Raw genomic sequence first — 16775 nt, 5'->3', positions numbered from 1 at the left:
AGTCTTGTTGCCTTCTGGCTACAAGTACTGCTCTTTTTGTATAGAGGCGTGTAAACTTTTTATTTCAACAGGTGTTAATTCAAATAAATGGCGATCGTTTATTTTATATATGCCGTGTGTAATCATTTCATCAATTAACTGTTGAATTAAAGATTCTTTGTTTCTGTCCAAGTTGCTCGCTCCTTTCCCTACTTTATTCCACAAAAACGTTTTTTATAAACGACAAAATGGAGTGCTTGTTTTTTAAAATGAATGAAGTACAATAAAAACTATTCAAGTAAAAGGGTGTTAAAAATGAACCAACGTACTCAAACGTCTTTAAAAATAAGTATCCTATGCTTAATTGGATTCTTCTTCCTTGTACTCGTTTTAGATACAGATTTTATGGTTCAATTTGATTATTTTGTTTTAGAATCTGTTGCTTCCATTCGTGCCGATTGGATCACAACCATTATGGCGGCTTTTGCATTCATTGGTTCCGTTTCTGTCGTCATAGTCTTAGCAATAATTATGATTGTTATATTTTTAATCTTAAAGACACCTCAAAAAGAAATTTTCTTTACTACCGCTACGTTAGCCACAACTGGTTTGCTAAATACTGTTGTTAAGCAAATTATTGCACGTCTTCGCCCAGAAGATTTTATGATGGTTGACTTGTCGTCATATAGTTTTCCAAGTGGGCATACAATGGGGGCTATGTCTTTTTATACTGTTCTTACTTTTTTTATTTGGAAAAGAGTTGATTCTTTTCAGGTAAGAGTCGGAGTTCTACTTTTTGCGGTCGTTATGATACTTGGAATGGGCTTTTCACGTATTTATTTAGGTGTTCATTATGCAACGGACGTATTTGGAGGATTTCTTTTAAGTGTGGCGATAATCGCTTTTTACTACTGGTTTTTTCAGGCTCGATTGATTAAAGATTAACTAAATACAAACAAGCCATTTGGAAATAAATACTCAATGGCTTGTTTGTATTTTCTTATTGAAAACGAGATTCTTTCTCATTTAGCCTTGACGAATGGCTAAAAGATGATAAGATTAAAGACGTAATTGATAATGAGTATCATTATAGAGACGAGAAGGAGGCAAGCAACATGTTTCTTTCATGTTAATTGACTATGCGAATCAAGTACTTAGTGCCTTTATTGATTTTATTATCGTTTTCATCTTTATTTATCGGCGTACAAGATATATCGCCACTTGATCTATTTCGTTTTACTGAGAATGAGGTTCAAACAATCCTAATTAGCCGCCTTCCGAGATTGCTAAGCATCCTTATTGTGGGTATGAGTTTAAGTGTCTGTGGTTTGATCATGCAGCAGCTGACACAGAATAAGTTTGTGTCACCAACAACCGCAGGTACAATGGATTGGGCACGATTAGGTATACTCGTTGCAATTGTTGTTTTTACGAATGCGAGTACGATTGAGAGAATGTTTGTTGCCTTTTTATTTGCTTTAGGTGGAACGTTTCTATTTATGAAAATATTAGAGCGAATTCGATTTAAAAATGTAATTTTTGTCCCCCTTGTTGGTTTAATGCTAGGGAGTGTTGTTAATTCTGTTACTACCTTTCTTGCATATCGCTATGATTTGATACAAAGCCTGTCGTCATGGATGCAGGGAAGCTTTTCTCTTGTTATCCGGGGGCGTTATGAAATTTTATACATAGGTATTCCACTTGTTATTATTGCTTTCCTATTTGCAAATCGATTTACTGTTGCAGGATTGGGAAGAGATTTCTCAACAAATCTAGGTATGAATTACAACCGTATTATGAACATCGGATTATTAATCGTCGCTATGATCACAGCAACGATTGTTGTCACGATTGGCTCCATTCCATTTTTAGGCTTGATTATCCCGAATATCGTTTCAATTATGAGAGGCGATAATTTGAAAAATAGTTTGCCACATACTGCTTTATTCGGTGCAATATTCCTGCTTATCTGTGATATTTTAGGCCGTGTCCTTATTTATCCATATGAAATTCCAATCGGCTTAATGGTTGGGGTTATCGGGAGCGCAATCTTCCTTTACTTGCTCTTAAGGAGACCTAAACATGCAGCCTAAATGGATTTATCTTATATTTGGAACCATTTCACTTGGTTTGATTCTAACTTTCTTATTTATCGGATTAACCCCTGCAGGATGGGATTACGCTTTACCCAGAAGAGGAAGAAGTGTTGCTGCGATTGTGATTGTTGGTGCAGTAATTGCTTTTTCAACATTAATCTTTCAAACAATCACCAATAACCGGATCTTAACACCGAGTATTATCGGTCTTGATTCTTTATATATTCTCATTCAAACAACGCTTGTTTTTGTTTTGGGGACAGTAGGGTTAGTCGCCGTTAGTCAATTTGTTAATTTCGGCATTTCCATTATAGGTATGGTGCTATTTGCTCTCTTCCTATATGCACTCTTATTCAAGAGAGAACAGCAAAATTTATACTTTTTGCTTCTTGTTGGGATTGTGTTTGGAACATTGTTTTCAAGCATGTCAACATTTATGCAGGTGTTAATTGACCCCAATGAATTTTTAACGATACAAAATCGAATGTTTGCTAGCTTTAGCAACATCAATGTCGATTTATTATGGATTTCTATTGTATTAATTGGTTTTACATTTTTATACATATGGCCTTACTTAAAATACCTTGACGCGATATCACTTGGTCGTGATCAAGCGATAAACTTAGGTGTCCCGTATGATAAAGCGATACGAAAGTTTCTTATCGTCATTGCGATATTTGTTTCGATTTCAACTGCGCTTGTTGGACCCATTTTATTTCTTGGATTACTTGTTGTAAACGTAGCTCGAGAGATGATGCCATCTTATAAACATCTTCATATGGCGACTTTGAGCACACTCATTAGCATAATCGCTCTTGTAGGAGGGACCTTACTTGTTGAAAGAGTTTTTTCCTATTCAGCGCCACTAAGTGTCTTTATTAACTTTATCGGTGGCATTTACTTTATCTACTTACTCTTAAGGGGGACAAAAACGACATGACGATTGCATTGATTGACCGTGAAGTACAGCCGTTGCCAAAAACGAAACCCGTAGCGATAGAAGTAAGAGGTGTTAGCAAACAGTATGACGGTAAGAAAGTACTTGATGATGTGACTGTGGCTGTTCGAAAAGGAACAATCACTTCATTTATTGGACCTAATGGTGCCGGGAAAAGTACACTTATTTCTTTAATGAGCCGGTTAACAAAAAAAGATGAAGGACAAGTGCTTGTTGATGGGAAAGAGATTGACTCGATCCAGAGTAAGGAATTAGCAAAAAAAGTATCGATCTTAAAACAAGCAAACAACATTAATATTCGGCTAACCATTCGAGAGCTTGTTAGCTTTGGACGTTTTCCGTATTCACAAAGTCGGTTAACAAAAGAAGATTGGGCCTATGTTGATGATGCAATCGATTATATGTCGTTGCGTGAGATTCAAGGGAAATATTTGGACCAGTTAAGTGGTGGACAACGTCAACGTGCTTACATTGCGATGGTGCTTGCCCAGGACACAGATTATATTATTTTGGATGAGCCTTTAAACAATTTAGATATGAAGCACTCTGTTTCGATTATGAAAACGTTGCGCAGGCTTGTTGACGAACGAGATAAGACGATACTTATTGTTGTTCATGATATTAATTTTGCTTCTTGTTATTCAGACAATATTGTCGCAATGAAAGATGGGCGCATTATTGAAGAAGGACATTGTCATGACATCATTAATCCCGATTCACTTCGCAATATTTATGATATGGAAATCGCGATTGAAGAAGTAAATTGCAATAAAATTTGTGTTTATTTTAGTTAAGTTTTGACAAGGGAGAGGGGGTGAGGAGGAAAAAACTGCTCGCTACATAAAAAGTAAGCAACAATCTTCCTTGGGGGTCTATAGAGATAGAGAGAATATCAGGAGGTTATTATAAAATGAAAAAGCAATTATTATGGGCATTAACAGCATTTACTGCAGTAGGTCTTGCTGCATGTGGCGGAAACGACACAGAAGAAGGTGGCAATACTACCGGTGAAACAAATGAAGGTACAGAAGAACAAGCAGAAATGGTAGAAGTTGAATCACTTAATGGAGAAATGGTAGAAGTTCCAGTTAATCCAGAAACGGTACTATCTTTTGATAATGGTATTACAGATTCAATTCGTGCAATTGGCGGACCGATTTCTGGAGTACCAAAAGCAAATAATATGCCTGATTATCTTTCAGAATTCGAAGGAGACGAGTATGAGGATGTTGGCTCATTATTCGAACCAAACTTCGAATTAATTAATGAAATGCAGCCAGATGTCATCTTCATTTCTGGACGTGCAGCCGACGCTTATGATGAACTAAGTGAAATTGCACCTACCGTTTATTTAGCGGTTGACCAAGAAAATTTTATGGAGAGTTTTGAGTCTAACATGCATGTGCTTGGTGACATCTTTGATGCCCAAGATAAAGTAGATGAGCAATTAGCTGGCATTCAAGAAACAATTGATGAAGTAAATGAAAAAGCTTCGAATTCTGATAGCAATGCTCTTATTTTATCAGTTGATGAAGGTTCTGTGAGCGCGTTTGGCGCTGGTTCACGCTTTGGTATTATTCACGGTGAATTAGGAATTGAACCTGCTGATGATATTTCTGCAGAAAGTCATGGCGAGACAGTTAACTTTGAATATATTGATAGCGTTAATCCAGATTATATCTTTGTTGTAGATAGAGGCGCATCTATTGGGAATGCAGCTTCTGCTTCTGAAACATTAGATAATGATATTGTTGATCGTACGAATGCTGCTCAAAACGACCAAATTCATCAACTAAACGGCGAAGTATGGTACTTAAGTGGAAGTGGGCTTGAGTCTGTTAAAATTATTGTAGATGAGGTCAACGAGTATTTCGAAGGATAATACATCAGAACCTGCACTCACTTAAATGAGTGTGGGTTTTTTAATTGTTGTGCTATACTGAATGCACGAAACTGGAAAAAAGGAAGAATGTTTTGGAACGATTTGAGATTATACTACTCATGATTGCCGTCATTGGATTGTTAATGGCGATCATCCTTATTCGTGGTCAATTACGGAAGAAAAAACGAAAAGATGTTGGTAAAATTACAATTAGGGACATTGATCGGATGGAAGGCAGTGAATTTGAGGATTATGTAGCTGTGGCATTTGCGGTGTCTGGCTTTACCACTTATCAAACGAAAAAAAGCAGAGACTATGGTGCGGACTTGATTGTCATAGGAGAAGATGGCATAAAAACAGTTGTCCAAGTGAAAAGATATGGAGCTAAACTTGGTTTAAGTTGTGTCCAAGAAGCCTACGCTGCAAAAGCTTTTTATCAAGCTGAACGTACAATGGTTGTTACGTCTGCTGAAGATGTTACTGAATCTTGCTGGCAGTTAGCTGCAGCGACGAATACGAGTTTTTTGTTACGAGCCGATGTAGAAGAGCTTGCTAAGTATTTGCGAAAAGGCAGACTTGGTGAGGCCGGATGGATTTGTTCTTCCCCGCATATGCCAGAGAAAAATGAAAAACGGCCTGCGCTGGTGGAAGTGGAAATGCTCCGAAATAAAGTTCAAGCAGGGGACTATTATTATAAGTAAAAAAGGGGATACGCGGTGACTAACGGCGTATCCCCTTTTCTTTTTTAAAAAAAGCGATTTAATTCATCTTTTATGCGGTGAATGCATGTTTTGTCTTCAAGAAGGTCGTATTCTCGAATATCGAGGCGTAATACTGGGCAAGCATTAAACGACTGAATCCAGTTTTGATAGCGGCCATACATTTCTTCCCAGTATGCAAGTGGTGTTTGTTTTTCCATTTCTCTACCTCTGGAATTGATGCGGGAAAGGATTGTGTCTAAGTCACCATCTAAATAAATTAATACGTCAGGGCGAGGGAAATAAGGCGTCATCACCATAGCTTCAAACAAGCTTGTATAAGTTTGGTAGTCGGTTGGTGTCATGGTCCCTTTGTCGGCATGCATTTTAGCAAAAATACCTGTATCTTCATAGATAGAACGATCTTGGATATACCCTCCACCATGTTCAACCATTCGCTTCTGTTCTTTAAAACGTTCAGCTAGGAAATAAATTTGTAAATGAAAACTCCAACGTTCAAAGTCAGCATAGAAATGGTCTAAATACGGATTGTTATCCACCTTTTCAAAAGATGTTCTAAAATTAAGCTCGGTAGCAAGTGTTCTTGTCATTGTTGTCTTACCTACGCCGACAGTTCCTGCTACGGTGATAATGGCGTTATCTGGAATGTTTGACATAATTGCAGCTCCTTAAATTAAACAGAAGATAAGTGTGAATCTATTTTTGTAAGTATATACGCTAAATCAGATTGACTAGAAACAAAGTCAAGGTTGTCTGTGTGGATGGTAACGACAGGTGTTTCTTTAGCTAACTTTATCATTGCTTTATCATAGTCAGATGCAAGTTGTTTAATATAAGCTGGATCCATGTCTTTTTCGAATGATCTGCCTCGTTTTTTTATTCGTTCCATGACAATTTCGTGGCTTGCTTTTAAATAAATGATTGCAGATGGCTTCGGTAATGACTCGTTTAAAATTTCAAAGATCCGTTCATATTGATCCCACTTTTTAGCGTCTAGTGTTCTTCTAGCAAAAAGCCTATTTTTACTAATGTGGTAATCAGCAATAATAGGATGTTGAGCACGGAGCATAGGTTTTATGTCTTCAAGTTGTTTTACGCGGTTGCATAGAAAAAACATTTCGGTCTGAAAACTCCAAGCATTCATATCATCATAGAATTTTTCCAAAAATGGATTTTCTTCAACAATCTCATGGAGGCAATTTATTTGATAGTGTGCCGCTATCGCTTTGCATAGGGTTGTTTTACCAACGCCAATAACACCCTCAATGCAAAAAAACGGTGTGTTCACGTTTTATCACTCCTTTTAACGTACATTCGTAAAGAAAAGAATGAGCCAGCGAAAGAGAAAAAGGGAGCATTCTTCCCTATACTAAGAAGCTCCTTATAAAAGAGATCTTTACTGTGCTGGATTCTAGTAGTAGGTTTCATCCATTTGCTAGTGTATCACGTTTTTAGGACAAGCGGGCATGAAAGTAGAATGGCTAATAATGTGATAAAATAAAGATGGAATCGTAACTGAAGGAGGGAAATTGCTTGTGGAGCACAATATGAATGAGTTTGACCAAGTAATTGAGCGTAGAGGTACACATTGCATGAAATGGGATGCAACAAAAGAGAGATTTGGCGAAGAGGATTTGCTTCCGCTCTGGGTTGCAGATATGGATTTTAAAGCACCAGAACCAGTTATAAAAGCATTAAAAGAAAAAGTGGAACATGGTGTATATGGCTATGCAGCTCCTTCAACTGAAGTTGATGAAACGATTGTTCATTGGGTTTCTTCACAATACAATTGGCAAATTGATACAGAGGATATTGTGCATGTGACCGGCGTTGTTCCTGCAATTAGCAATCTAATCAAAACATTCACGGAAGAAGAGGACGAAATTGTTATTCAGACACCTGTCTATTATCCGTTTTATGATGTAATCGAAAAGAACAATCGGCGTATTGTTAAAAACCCACTAACGTTTGATGGAAACCAGTATCGAATGGACTTTGCAGGTCTCGAATCAGTAATTACGGAAAAAACAAAAATGCTTATCCTTTGTCATCCTCATAATCCTGGTGGCAGAGTGTGGTCGAAAGAAGAGCTACTTGAACTTGCAGATCTATGCGAAAAGCACGATCTCTTTGTTGTCTCTGATGAAATTCATGCAGATTTGTTATTTGATGGATATACACACACACCATTAGCCAGTGTATCTGAAACAATAAAAAAACGAGTATTTACAACACTTGCACCAACGAAAACATTCAATCTGGCAGGAGTGCAAGGGGCGTATGTGGTCATTACGGAACCGAATCTGCGACTGGCATATCGCCGAACATTAGCAACAACTTTTATGAATGGAGCAAATATGTTTTCCCATATTGCTACCAAAGCTGCTTATGAGCATGGTTTACCATGGTTAAGAGGTTTAATGAGTTACATACAAGCGAACTATACGTTTGTTGAAGACTATTTACAAACACACATGCCTAAGATCAAGCCGATTAAGCCTGAAGGAACGTATTTATTGTGGCTTAATTGCGAAGCACTTGAGATGTCGGCGGACGATCGAAAAACATGGTTGCTTCAAGAAGCAAAAGTTGCTTTAAATCATGGACCGATTTTCGGTGAAGAAGGAGAACATTTTGAAAGAATGAATTTAGCGACTCCAAGAGCTACTCTTGCAGAAGCGATGGAGAGAATTCGAAATGCTTACGAGAAAAAAGGGTTGTAGAGCAGGAAGTAATAGCTAAAAGAGCGAATGAATGAAGAAAGGTGTCTTGTCACCAATCAATGGAAGAGGTATTGCAAAAACGATGTAAAGGAGTCGTTCTTCAATGAGTAAACCTTCTAATTGTTTAGCGGAGAAACTTAAACAGGAGTTTTTAATAGCGTTACCACGTGAGTTGACATTGGAAGAACTGACGCTGATTGAATGGATGGAACAACATCAACTTCAATTCGTATTTAATCAAATTAAAAGTTCATATATACTTGAAAGGACCTGATACAATGAAGACATTTAAGCTTCATGCATTGCAAGTAATTGATGGTCAACAAGGGAAGATGAAACAAAATCCGATTCCGCTTACGGATGGATTGATTATTAATATGGAAAATGAAGAACATACTTGGTTTTTGGATGCAGTTGTTTCCAAGGAAGATGCTGCAACGTTTGAGCGAGAGCAAGAAGCAGAACGCAATTTGCTCGTCAGTGTCGTGATTACAAGCAAGGACAATCACCCAGCTGTTATGATTACATCTATTGAATCAATTACTGATTTAGAACACGGCAAAAGTATTGTGTTAAAAGGGAATATTGTTTCTGGTCGAGACGACGTGCTTGAAGATGTTTTTGAAGATATTCTTGAAGAAGGCATTGAACTAGAAGAAGTATTAAGTGAATTTAAACGTCGGGTAGAAAAGCTCGAAGCGTATTCGGATAAAACAATTGAAGAAGTATACGAAACGTTTAAGAAGGATAAAAAGTATCAATTGCTTTAAAGTGAAAGGGTTTGTCCCAAAAAGGCGTCATGAAAATGACGGTTGGGATAAACCTTTTTTTTAAATATAAGAGGATTAAAGCGGATAAAGTCTCCACTAGTGAACAAGTGCATAGCGTGTGCTGTTTTGCTCATACTAAAGGCATTATCTAAATAAAGGGGCATACACGAAGTGGGAAATGCAAAAAAAACCTGGGGATTATTGTCACTATCTTCTGTACCGTTGGTGATGACGCTTGGAAATTCAATGCTTATCCCTGTTCTGCCAACCATTGGCCGTGAGCTTAATATTAGTTCATTTATGGTTAGTTTACTTATTACAGCCTATTCGGTCGTTGCCATTATTTTCATACCACTGGCAGGCTATTTATCTGATCATATCGGACGAAAACAGGTAATTATTCCAAGCCTTGTGTTAGCGGGGATTGGTGGGTTGCTTGCGGGCTTCGCTGCTTGGAAAATGGAAAATCCGTATTGGGTTATTTTAATTGGCAGGCTTCTTCAAGGTGTTGGAGCTGCGGGAGCTGCGCCAATTGTTATGCCGTTTGTAGGTGATTTATTTAAAGAGAAACAGGAGATAAGCGAAGGACTAGGCTTAATTGAGACATCGAATACATTTGGTAAAGTGCTAAGTCCTATCTTTGGGGCAATGCTTGCAGCCGTTGTTTGGTTTATGCCTTTCTTTGCTTTTCCTGTTTTTTGTACTTTGTCAATTATTTTAGTGGCTTTTCTTGTTAAAACGCCGCCATTAAAAAAGAAACCAAAAAATTTCCATCAGTTTATGAAGTCGATGAAAATGATTTTCAAACGAGAGGGCCGCTGGTTATACGTGGTGTTTATCGCTGGTGGAATTTGTATGTATATTTTGTTTGGTGTTCTTTTTTATTTATCTACTTTCTTAGAAGAAACTCATAACATCCATGGTGTAAGAAAAGGTATTATATTAGCTTTTCCATTGCTTGCGTTATGTTTGACCTCGTTTGCTACTGGTAAAATCATTGGTCAAAATCAATTGAAGATGAAATGGATTACAGTAGGTGGTTTAATCTTACTTGCCATTTCTGTTTTTGTTGTTTCGTTTAATAAAGAACTCTATATGATGCTCACGGCTCTGTTTGCCGCTGGCATTGGCATTGGGGCGGCTTTACCAAGTTTAGATGCTTTTGTCACGGAAGGAATTCCAGCAGAACAAAGGGGATCGATCTCTTCTTTTTATAATAGCATGCGCTTTGTAGGTGTTGCATCTGGACCACCATTGTTTGCCGTATTTATGAAAGGGAGTCATTTTTGGACGTTTAGTGGAAACGCCCTCTTAGTGTTAGCAACAGTTGGTCTCGTTTTATGGGGAGTCCGACCAAAAAAAGCCGGAGTGCAAACTTGGCAATGATTAGACGGAAAAGAACATGCCGCGCTATAATGGTCTAGAGAAGCGAGGAAAGGCGTGAGCAGTATGAAGCAATTTACTGATGCGTATGGAAACAGAGTAATGCTTGTACTTGGAATCGAGCCCGTTTTTACACAAACGCCTGGGCATGTACTTATCTTAACAAGATTTAAACAAGAATGGGTGTTAACAAATCATCGCGAACGAGGCTATGAGTTTCCTGGTGGGAAGGTTGAAGTAGGTGAAGAAGCAGAGGAAGCAGCTATTAGAGAAGTATGGGAAGAAACGGGTGGAATAGCAAATCATCTTGTTTTTATTGGTCAATATCAAGTGACTTCAATTTCCGGGAAAACATTTTGGAAAACGATCTTTGCGGCTGAACTTATAGAATTAAAGAACCGAGAATCATATGAAGAAACAAATGGACCAGTTTTGATGCAAGAGCTGCCTGTTGCGATAACGGCAGATGATCGGTTTAGCTTTATTATGAAAGATGATGTTGTACCAAGGGCGATTTCATTTGCTATTAAGCAAGGACTATTTAAATAATACGCCCATCGTTTGATGGGCGTATTATTTACGTATGAAAACGGGTCATTTTCTTCTCGACGTACTCGACAACAATATACATACCTGTTGCAAGAATAGCAATGACGAACAGACTCATAAATACAAGGTTAAAATTAAACACTTGGAAACCATAAATGATTAAGTAGCCAAGCCCTTGTTTTGATACAAGGAACTCCCCAACAATTACACCTACCCATGCTAATCCGACGTTCATTTTTAATGTTGAAACGATTACGGGGATTGTTGCTGGATAAACTACGGACCAAAAGATCTGCTTTTTAGAAGCCGAAAAAGTTCGCATCACTTTAATATAATTGTCGTCAACTTCTTTAAAAGCTGTGTGTACAACCATTGTCGTAATGATTACAGATACGAGCATGCCCATCGCAATGATTGAACCCATGTTTGGTCCTAGCCCAACGATTAAAATAGGCCCAATGGCTACTTTAGGCATTGAATTCAAGATGACAAGAAATGGATCAAATATTTTAGCTGCAACATTTGACCACCATAAAAGGGCTGCAATACACGTACCAACAGCGGTACCTAGTAAAAAACCCATGATTGTTTCAAATAATGTAACAGAAGCATGGATCCACAGGGTGCCTGCTACAATATGGTCAATAAATAGGGAGAATACACGGGATGGCATACTAAATAGTAATGGATCAATCCAAGCCATTCGAGATGCAAGCTCCCAGAGGCCGATTATAAGGAAGAGCATGCTGAATTGGATGCATCGAACAACCTGTTTTTCTTTACGTTGTGCTTTTAAAAAGCTTTGATGTAATTCATTAGGTGTCACAACGTTCCAGCTCCTTCCAAATTAATTGGAACTGGCTTTGAAAATCAGGATGCTGTCTTGCTTCAAAAGGAGAAAGCTCCTGAAGTTCTTTTGGGATCGAAAAAATTTGAGCGACGCGACCTGGTCGTGCTGTAAATAAAACAACACGGTCGCTCATTGCTATCGCTTCGCTAATATCATGTGTAACAAGGATCGCTGTTTTTTTCTCTGTTTTTAAAGTATCTGAAACAAGATCTTCTAGCTTAAGCTTCGTTTGTTGATCAAGAGCTGAAAAAGGCTCGTCGAGTAACATTAGCGCAGGTTCTGTAGCAAGAGTACGGGCAAGGGCAACCCGTTGTCTCATTCCGCCTGAGAGAGCCTGCGGACGCTCTTGGCGCTTATCTTCAAGTCCAAAGCGTTCTAGCCAACGAAGGGCTTTTCTTTGTGAGAATTCTGTAAATGTGCCCCTAATATGTTGACCTAGCAAGATGTTTTTCTCGATTGTGAGCCAAGGAAACAAATAATCATGTTGGAGCATATAACCAATCGAATCTTTATTCTGCAAAGAAAGTGAACCTTCTGTTTGGTGAAGCAGCCCTGCTATTATAGATAACAATGTGGTTTTACCGCAGCCGCTTGGGCCAATAAGGGATACGAACTCCCCTTCTTGAACTTCAAGAGAGACATCTTCAAGTGCGGGGAAAGCCCCGGACTTGTTCACGTAGGTTAATGATAGCGCATCGATTCTCAAACCTGACACAGCTGACCCTCCTATACTTATTCCATCGCCTGTTTGGCCAATTGATTATTCACTAGTTCGTCAAACGGAATTCGAGCAGGTAGTTCTCCTGCTTCTGCCATAATATCGAGTAACGTTTCCCATGCATCTTCAGTAAGAACTGGGTCAGCGGCGAAGGAACCTTGATCTTTATAACGTTCAACGGAGCTAGTAAGAATATCTAGCTCAGTATCTTCAAAGAAGCTTTCAATTGATTTGGCCGTTTTCTCTGCGCTTTGCTCATTTACTAGTTGCTGTCCTTTATACAAAGCACTGGAAAACCGAACAAATACATCAGGATCTTCAGTTAGCATGCTTTGTTTCGCCATAAATGAGGTATAAGGTACTTGACCGGATTCGGCTCCAAATGAAGCCACAACGTGCCCAAGACCTTCCTGTTCGAAAGTCGATGCTTGTGGTTCAAATAATTGAACAAAATCACCTGTCCCTGATGCAAACGCGCTAGGAATATTTCCAAAGTCGACGTTCTGTAATAGATTCAAGTCATTCTGGGGGTTGATGTCTTGTTGTTTAAGTACGTATTCACCAACCATTTGTGGCATTCCACCTTTGCGCTGACCAAGAAATGTACTACCTTTTAGATCCGACCAGTCGAACGAGGTAAGGTTTTCTCTAGCGACAAGAAAGGTACCATCGGTTTGTGTCAAAGCAGCAAAGTTAATAGCTGGATCTGTAGCTTCTTGAGCAGCAACGTAAACCGATGTTTCCGAGCCAACTAGAGCAATATCTGCACCATCAGATAACAGCGCAGTCATTGTTTTGTCACCACCCCATGTTGTTGTCAATTCAACTTTTATTTGTTCGTCCTCGAAGTAACCTTCGGCAAGTGCCACGTAGAAAGGGGCATAAAAAACAGACCGGGTTACTTCTGCAACTTCAATGGAATCAACCTCGTCGTTTTGTACGCATCCGGAGAAGACGAAGCTGATTAATAGAAAGCTCAGTGTATAAAAAGACCGTTTCAATTTAATTCACTCCTTTGTGGATGGGGTCACGCCAAATAGTTAAGAGATCAACTGTTATTGGGCAGACCGCTTTATTGGTTACACTATGCACAAAAGAAAAAAGGGTGTATGCCTAGACTGGAAAAAGGATGTGTGTCCGTAATGTTCATTGAGAAATATCGAGTTCCATCACCCCACCCAGACATTCATTTATATGAAGTGGCTTATTATAGTGGGGCGCATAAAGTTTATGGTCTCATGGCAGAACCGGTTGGAGCGATTGCATCTCCAGCGATTCTCTATTTAAGAGGAGGGATAAAGTCTGTCGGAATGGTCCGAACCCAACGAATTATTCAGTGGTCTAGTGAGGGATTTATTGTATTTGCCCCGTATTACCGAGGCAATCGGGGGGGAGAAGGACGTGAAGATTTCTGTGGGGCAGACCGACAAGATGCGTATAGTGGTTTTGATGTGTTAGAGTCTCATCCACATGTGAGTAGAGAAGCTGGCATTCATGTAGTGGGATTTTCAAGAGGTGGGATTATGGCATTTTGGACTGGAATTATGAGACCTCAAGCAAGAAGCATTGTCAGTTGGAATGGTGTGAGTGATATGGTACTAACATACGAGGAACGTGTTGATTTAAGGCGAATGATGAAACGTGTCATAGGCGGTTCACCATGGAAGTATCCAGAACGCTATGAAGAGCGTACACCTTTAAAGCAGTTAAATCATCTTGTCCCTGCATTATTAATGATACACGGTGAAAAAGACGAACATGTTTCTATTGAGCACGTCCATCAAGTGCTTGATCATATAGGAAGTGGCGAGAAAGTACAGACGTGGTTATATCCTGATTTCAATCATCACTTCCCGCCAACAGACCAAGCAGCAACAGTACAAGCTGCGGCAAATTGGATGAAACAAAAAACGAGCAGTCATCTATGAAGAAGACTGTTCGTTTTTATTTATTTATACAAGGGGCCCAGCTTTTTGTATGCTTACTTTTGCAGAAGAAAAGCGTCTAAAATTCTCATTAAATTTAGCAGCCAACTTTTGCGCTGTTTCATCGTAGAGTAATTTATCGGTCCACGCATGGCGCGGATTAAGGAGCTCATCAGGCACACCCGGGCAACGTACAGGCATATGAAGACCAAATACAGGGTCAACCGACATCTCAACATTGATCAATTCACCTTGAAGTGCTGCTTCAACCATTGAACGTGTGTAGTTAAGCTTCATCCGACTACCTACTCCAAAACTTCCTCCAGTCCAACCGGTATTAACAAGGAAAACTTTGACGTCGTCCTTTTCAATTTTCTCACCTAACATCGCTGCATACGTTTCAGGTTTAAGTGGTAAGAAAGGCGCTCCGAAACAAGCAGAAAACGTTGCTTCAGGTTTGGTTACGCCTCGTTCTGTTCCTGCAAGTTTGCTAGTATAACCAGATAAGAAGTGGTACATCGCTTGTTCTTTTGTTAATTTACTAATAGGCGGCAATACGCCAAATGCGTCAGCAGTTAAGAAGACAATCGTTGTAGGACTGCCAGCGACGCTTGGAGTAAGTGCGTTTGGAATCGCTTCAAGCGGATATGCCGCACGCGTATTTTCAGTTAAGGTTGATTTTGTGTAATCCGGTTTACCGGAACTGTCCAGCGCAACATTTTCTAAAACAGCACCAAAAGAAATCGCATTCCAAATCTGTGGTTCATTTTCCTTAGAGAGGTTAATGCACTTTGCGTAGCATCCCCCTTCAATATTAAAGATTCCAGTCTCTGTCCAACCATGCTCATCGTCACCAATTAAAGATCGGTTATTTGAAGCAGATAGTGTGGTTTTCCCAGTTCCGGATAGCCCGAAGAATAGAGCAGTTTCCCCATTATTATTCGTATTAGCCGAGCAATGCATCGGCAAAACGCCTGCTTCAGGTAGCAAATAGTTCATAACGGAGAAAATCCCTTTCTTCATTTCACCAGCGTATTCTGTACCACCAATCAAAATGACACGCTCTTCAAAAGAAATGATCACAAAAGCTTCTGAATTTGTACCATCGACTTCAGGGTCTGCCTTAAAAGTTGGTGCTGATATAATGGTGAAAGGGTCTTGTGTTGATTCATTTACATTTCCATCACGAATAAATAATTGACGAGCAAATAGGTGATGCCAAGCAAACTCGTTTATATATGTGATAGGTAATTGAAAAGCAGGATCTGCACCGGCAAATCCAGTGGATGCATAGCGTATCTCTTTTTGTTGTAAATAGTGTATCACTTTGTTGTACAATTGTTTAAATGTGTTTTTGGAAATGGGTTTATTTACTGGACCCCAATCAATTTTGTTTTGTGATACTGGTTCATCAACGATAAATTTATCTTTTGGTGATCGGCCAGTGTAAAGTCCTGTTTGAACTGAAAGAGCCCCTGTTTCTGTTAATTCTCCCTCATTATGCAAAAGAGCCTGTTCAACTAATCCAGGTACAGATAGTTGATGTACTGTTTTGGGGCTTGAGAGCAGTTGTTCTAATTGGGCGGATCCTTGTAAAATTTTCATTAATAAGCTCCTTATCCATTGCGGTTTGTTTGAATAGTATAACACATTATATTTAATAGTCCATACTAAAGTGAATGAAAAAAGACGTTATCTGTTAAAAAAGTTACCTAGGAATTAAAGTGCTAAAAATGAGTATTTCAATGATTAATTTGATAGGAATAATGAAGGAAGAGAATTTTCTTTTCATCTTTGACGTATTATGTTACACTAAGTCGCGAAACGAACGAGGCGCCAATAGCTATGCTAGCTTTTTAACTAGCAATTTGACTATTGGGTTATACTGATTGATACGCAGTTAACATGACGCTTTTATCCAGAGACGGTGGAGGGACAGGCCCAAAGAAACCCAGCAACCAACACTTAATAGTGTAAAGGTGCTAACCTGCAGAATGCTATATGTATTCTGGGAGATAAGAGGCGAAAGGTACATGCAACAGCCCTTTTCCTCATGGAAGAAGGGCTTTTATTATGCATAAAACATCGCGCCAGGCTGGATAGAATATTCGAAAGTTAGCCGGATAAGTTACAAGTAAATGGCTTTTTGCATAGGATGCTGTTAGCCTACTTACGCCCAATCACCTCTGATACGTTCGTTGTTCGTTACAGGGCTGATGCCAG

19 protein-coding genes and 1 riboswitch are annotated in these 16775 nt (G+C 39.1%); of the genes, 12 read left to right on the top strand and 7 right to left on the bottom strand.

Annotated features, from left to right (window positions below; genetic code table 11):
* Positions 1 to 18 precede the first annotated feature (18 nt).
* Complete coding sequence (locus BK584_RS07470) at positions 19 to 171, bottom strand: Fur-regulated basic protein FbpA (RefSeq protein ID WP_078392020.1); 153 nt, start codon at positions 169 to 171, stop codon at positions 19 to 21.
* Between the two features lie 123 nt (positions 172 to 294).
* Between BK584_RS07470 and BK584_RS07465 the strand changes: the two genes are divergently transcribed.
* The 6 genes from BK584_RS07465 to BK584_RS07440 all read left to right on the top strand — a co-directional run bounded on the left by BK584_RS07465 (position 295) and on the right by BK584_RS07440 (position 5616).
* The gene (locus tag BK584_RS07465; protein ID WP_169871116.1) at positions 295 to 924 is read left to right on the top strand and encodes a phosphatase PAP2 family protein; all 630 of its coding nucleotides are present in this window, start codon (positions 295 to 297) and stop codon (positions 922 to 924) included.
* A 194-nt stretch (positions 925 to 1118) separates the two neighbouring features.
* Entirely contained in the window at positions 1119 to 2072 is a 954-nt protein-coding gene (locus tag BK584_RS07460; protein ID WP_078392018.1) for an ABC transporter permease, read from the top strand.
* Positions 2062 to 3015 (top strand): iron chelate uptake ABC transporter family permease subunit, encoded by a 954-nt coding sequence (locus tag BK584_RS07455; protein WP_078392017.1) that lies wholly within the window; start codon positions 2062 to 2064, stop codon positions 3013 to 3015. Before BK584_RS07460 ends, BK584_RS07455 begins: the two co-directional genes overlap by 11 nt.
* The gene (locus BK584_RS07450; RefSeq protein ID WP_078392016.1) at positions 3012 to 3827 is read left to right on the top strand and encodes an iron ABC transporter ATP-binding protein; all 816 of its coding nucleotides are present in this window, start codon (positions 3012 to 3014) and stop codon (positions 3825 to 3827) included. Before BK584_RS07455 ends, BK584_RS07450 begins: the two co-directional genes overlap by 4 nt.
* A 116-nt stretch (positions 3828 to 3943) precedes the next feature.
* The gene (locus BK584_RS07445; RefSeq protein ID WP_078392015.1) at positions 3944 to 4915 is read left to right on the top strand and encodes a siderophore ABC transporter substrate-binding protein; all 972 of its coding nucleotides are present in this window, start codon (positions 3944 to 3946) and stop codon (positions 4913 to 4915) included.
* 92 nt (positions 4916 to 5007) lie between these two features.
* Positions 5008 to 5616 carry a restriction endonuclease gene (locus BK584_RS07440; protein ID WP_078392014.1) on the top strand — a complete coding sequence of 203 codons (609 nt, stop codon included), beginning with the start codon at positions 5008 to 5010 and terminating at the stop codon, positions 5614 to 5616.
* Positions 5617 to 5660: 44 nt separating this feature from the next.
* On the opposite strand, the gene BK584_RS07435 is transcribed toward BK584_RS07440, so the two are convergent.
* A complete protein-coding gene (locus tag BK584_RS07435; protein WP_078392013.1) occupies positions 5661 to 6290 on the bottom strand; it encodes a deoxynucleoside kinase in 630 nt (209 codons plus the stop codon).
* A 17-nt stretch (positions 6291 to 6307) separates the two neighbouring features.
* Complete coding sequence (locus tag BK584_RS07430) at positions 6308 to 6922, bottom strand: deoxynucleoside kinase (RefSeq protein ID WP_078392012.1); 615 nt, start codon at positions 6920 to 6922, stop codon at positions 6308 to 6310.
* A 247-nt stretch (positions 6923 to 7169) separates the two neighbouring features.
* Between BK584_RS07430 and BK584_RS07425 the strand changes: the two genes are divergently transcribed.
* The 5 genes from BK584_RS07425 to ytkD all read left to right on the top strand — a co-directional run bounded on the left by BK584_RS07425 (position 7170) and on the right by ytkD (position 11059).
* The gene (locus BK584_RS07425) at positions 7170 to 8357 is read left to right on the top strand and encodes a MalY/PatB family protein (RefSeq protein WP_245808814.1); all 1188 of its coding nucleotides are present in this window, start codon (positions 7170 to 7172) and stop codon (positions 8355 to 8357) included.
* Positions 8358 to 8460: 103 nt separating this feature from the next.
* Positions 8461 to 8631 (top strand): hypothetical protein, encoded by a 171-nt coding sequence (locus tag BK584_RS24510; RefSeq protein WP_169871115.1) that lies wholly within the window; start codon positions 8461 to 8463, stop codon positions 8629 to 8631.
* 4 nt (positions 8632 to 8635) lie between these two features.
* Positions 8636 to 9127, top strand: coding sequence for a YwpF family protein (locus tag BK584_RS07420; protein ID WP_078392011.1), 492 nt, complete (start codon positions 8636 to 8638; stop codon positions 9125 to 9127).
* 171 nt (positions 9128 to 9298) lie between these two features.
* Entirely contained in the window at positions 9299 to 10513 is a 1215-nt protein-coding gene (locus BK584_RS07415; RefSeq protein WP_367579285.1) for an MFS transporter, read from the top strand.
* A 63-nt stretch (positions 10514 to 10576) separates the two neighbouring features.
* Complete coding sequence (gene ytkD, locus BK584_RS07410) at positions 10577 to 11059, top strand: RNA deprotection pyrophosphohydrolase (protein WP_078392010.1); 483 nt, start codon at positions 10577 to 10579, stop codon at positions 11057 to 11059.
* A gap of 28 nt (positions 11060 to 11087) precedes the next feature.
* Here ytkD and BK584_RS07405 read toward each other — a convergent pair whose 3' ends face one another.
* The 3 genes from BK584_RS07405 to BK584_RS07395 are packed head-to-tail and all read right to left on the bottom strand — an operon-like array spanning position 11088 to position 13628.
* Positions 11088 to 11885, bottom strand: coding sequence for an ABC transporter permease (locus tag BK584_RS07405; protein WP_245808813.1), 798 nt, complete (start codon positions 11883 to 11885; stop codon positions 11088 to 11090).
* A complete protein-coding gene (locus BK584_RS07400; protein WP_078392009.1) occupies positions 11875 to 12624 on the bottom strand; it encodes an ABC transporter ATP-binding protein in 750 nt (249 codons plus the stop codon). Before BK584_RS07400 ends, BK584_RS07405 begins: the two co-directional genes overlap by 11 nt.
* A gap of 17 nt (positions 12625 to 12641) precedes the next feature.
* On the bottom strand, positions 12642 to 13628 hold the full coding sequence (locus BK584_RS07395) for an ABC transporter substrate-binding protein (RefSeq protein ID WP_437182731.1): 987 nt from the start codon (positions 13626 to 13628) through the stop codon (positions 12642 to 12644).
* Positions 13629 to 13769: 141 nt separating this feature from the next.
* Between BK584_RS07395 and BK584_RS07390 the strand changes: the two genes are divergently transcribed.
* Positions 13770 to 14555 (top strand): alpha/beta hydrolase family protein, encoded by a 786-nt coding sequence (locus BK584_RS07390; protein ID WP_078392007.1) that lies wholly within the window; start codon positions 13770 to 13772, stop codon positions 14553 to 14555.
* 24 nt (positions 14556 to 14579) lie between these two features.
* Here the strand turns inward: BK584_RS07390 and pckA are convergent, their stop codons facing one another.
* Positions 14580 to 16157 carry a phosphoenolpyruvate carboxykinase (ATP) gene (gene pckA, locus BK584_RS07385; RefSeq protein WP_078392006.1) on the bottom strand — a complete coding sequence of 526 codons (1578 nt, stop codon included), beginning with the start codon at positions 16155 to 16157 and terminating at the stop codon, positions 14580 to 14582.
* Positions 16158 to 16463: 306 nt separating this feature from the next.
* Positions 16464 to 16574, top strand: a riboswitch (SAM riboswitch).
* Positions 16575 to 16775: the final 201 nt, after the last annotated feature.

It is taken from the genome of Shouchella patagoniensis (genome assembly GCF_002019705.1).
GTDB classification, from domain to species: Bacteria; Bacillota; Bacilli; order Bacillales; family Bacillaceae_D; genus Shouchella; species Shouchella patagoniensis.
The sequence above is the reverse complement of the archived record's forward strand: the minus strand, read 5'-3'. Positions and strand labels throughout refer to the sequence as shown.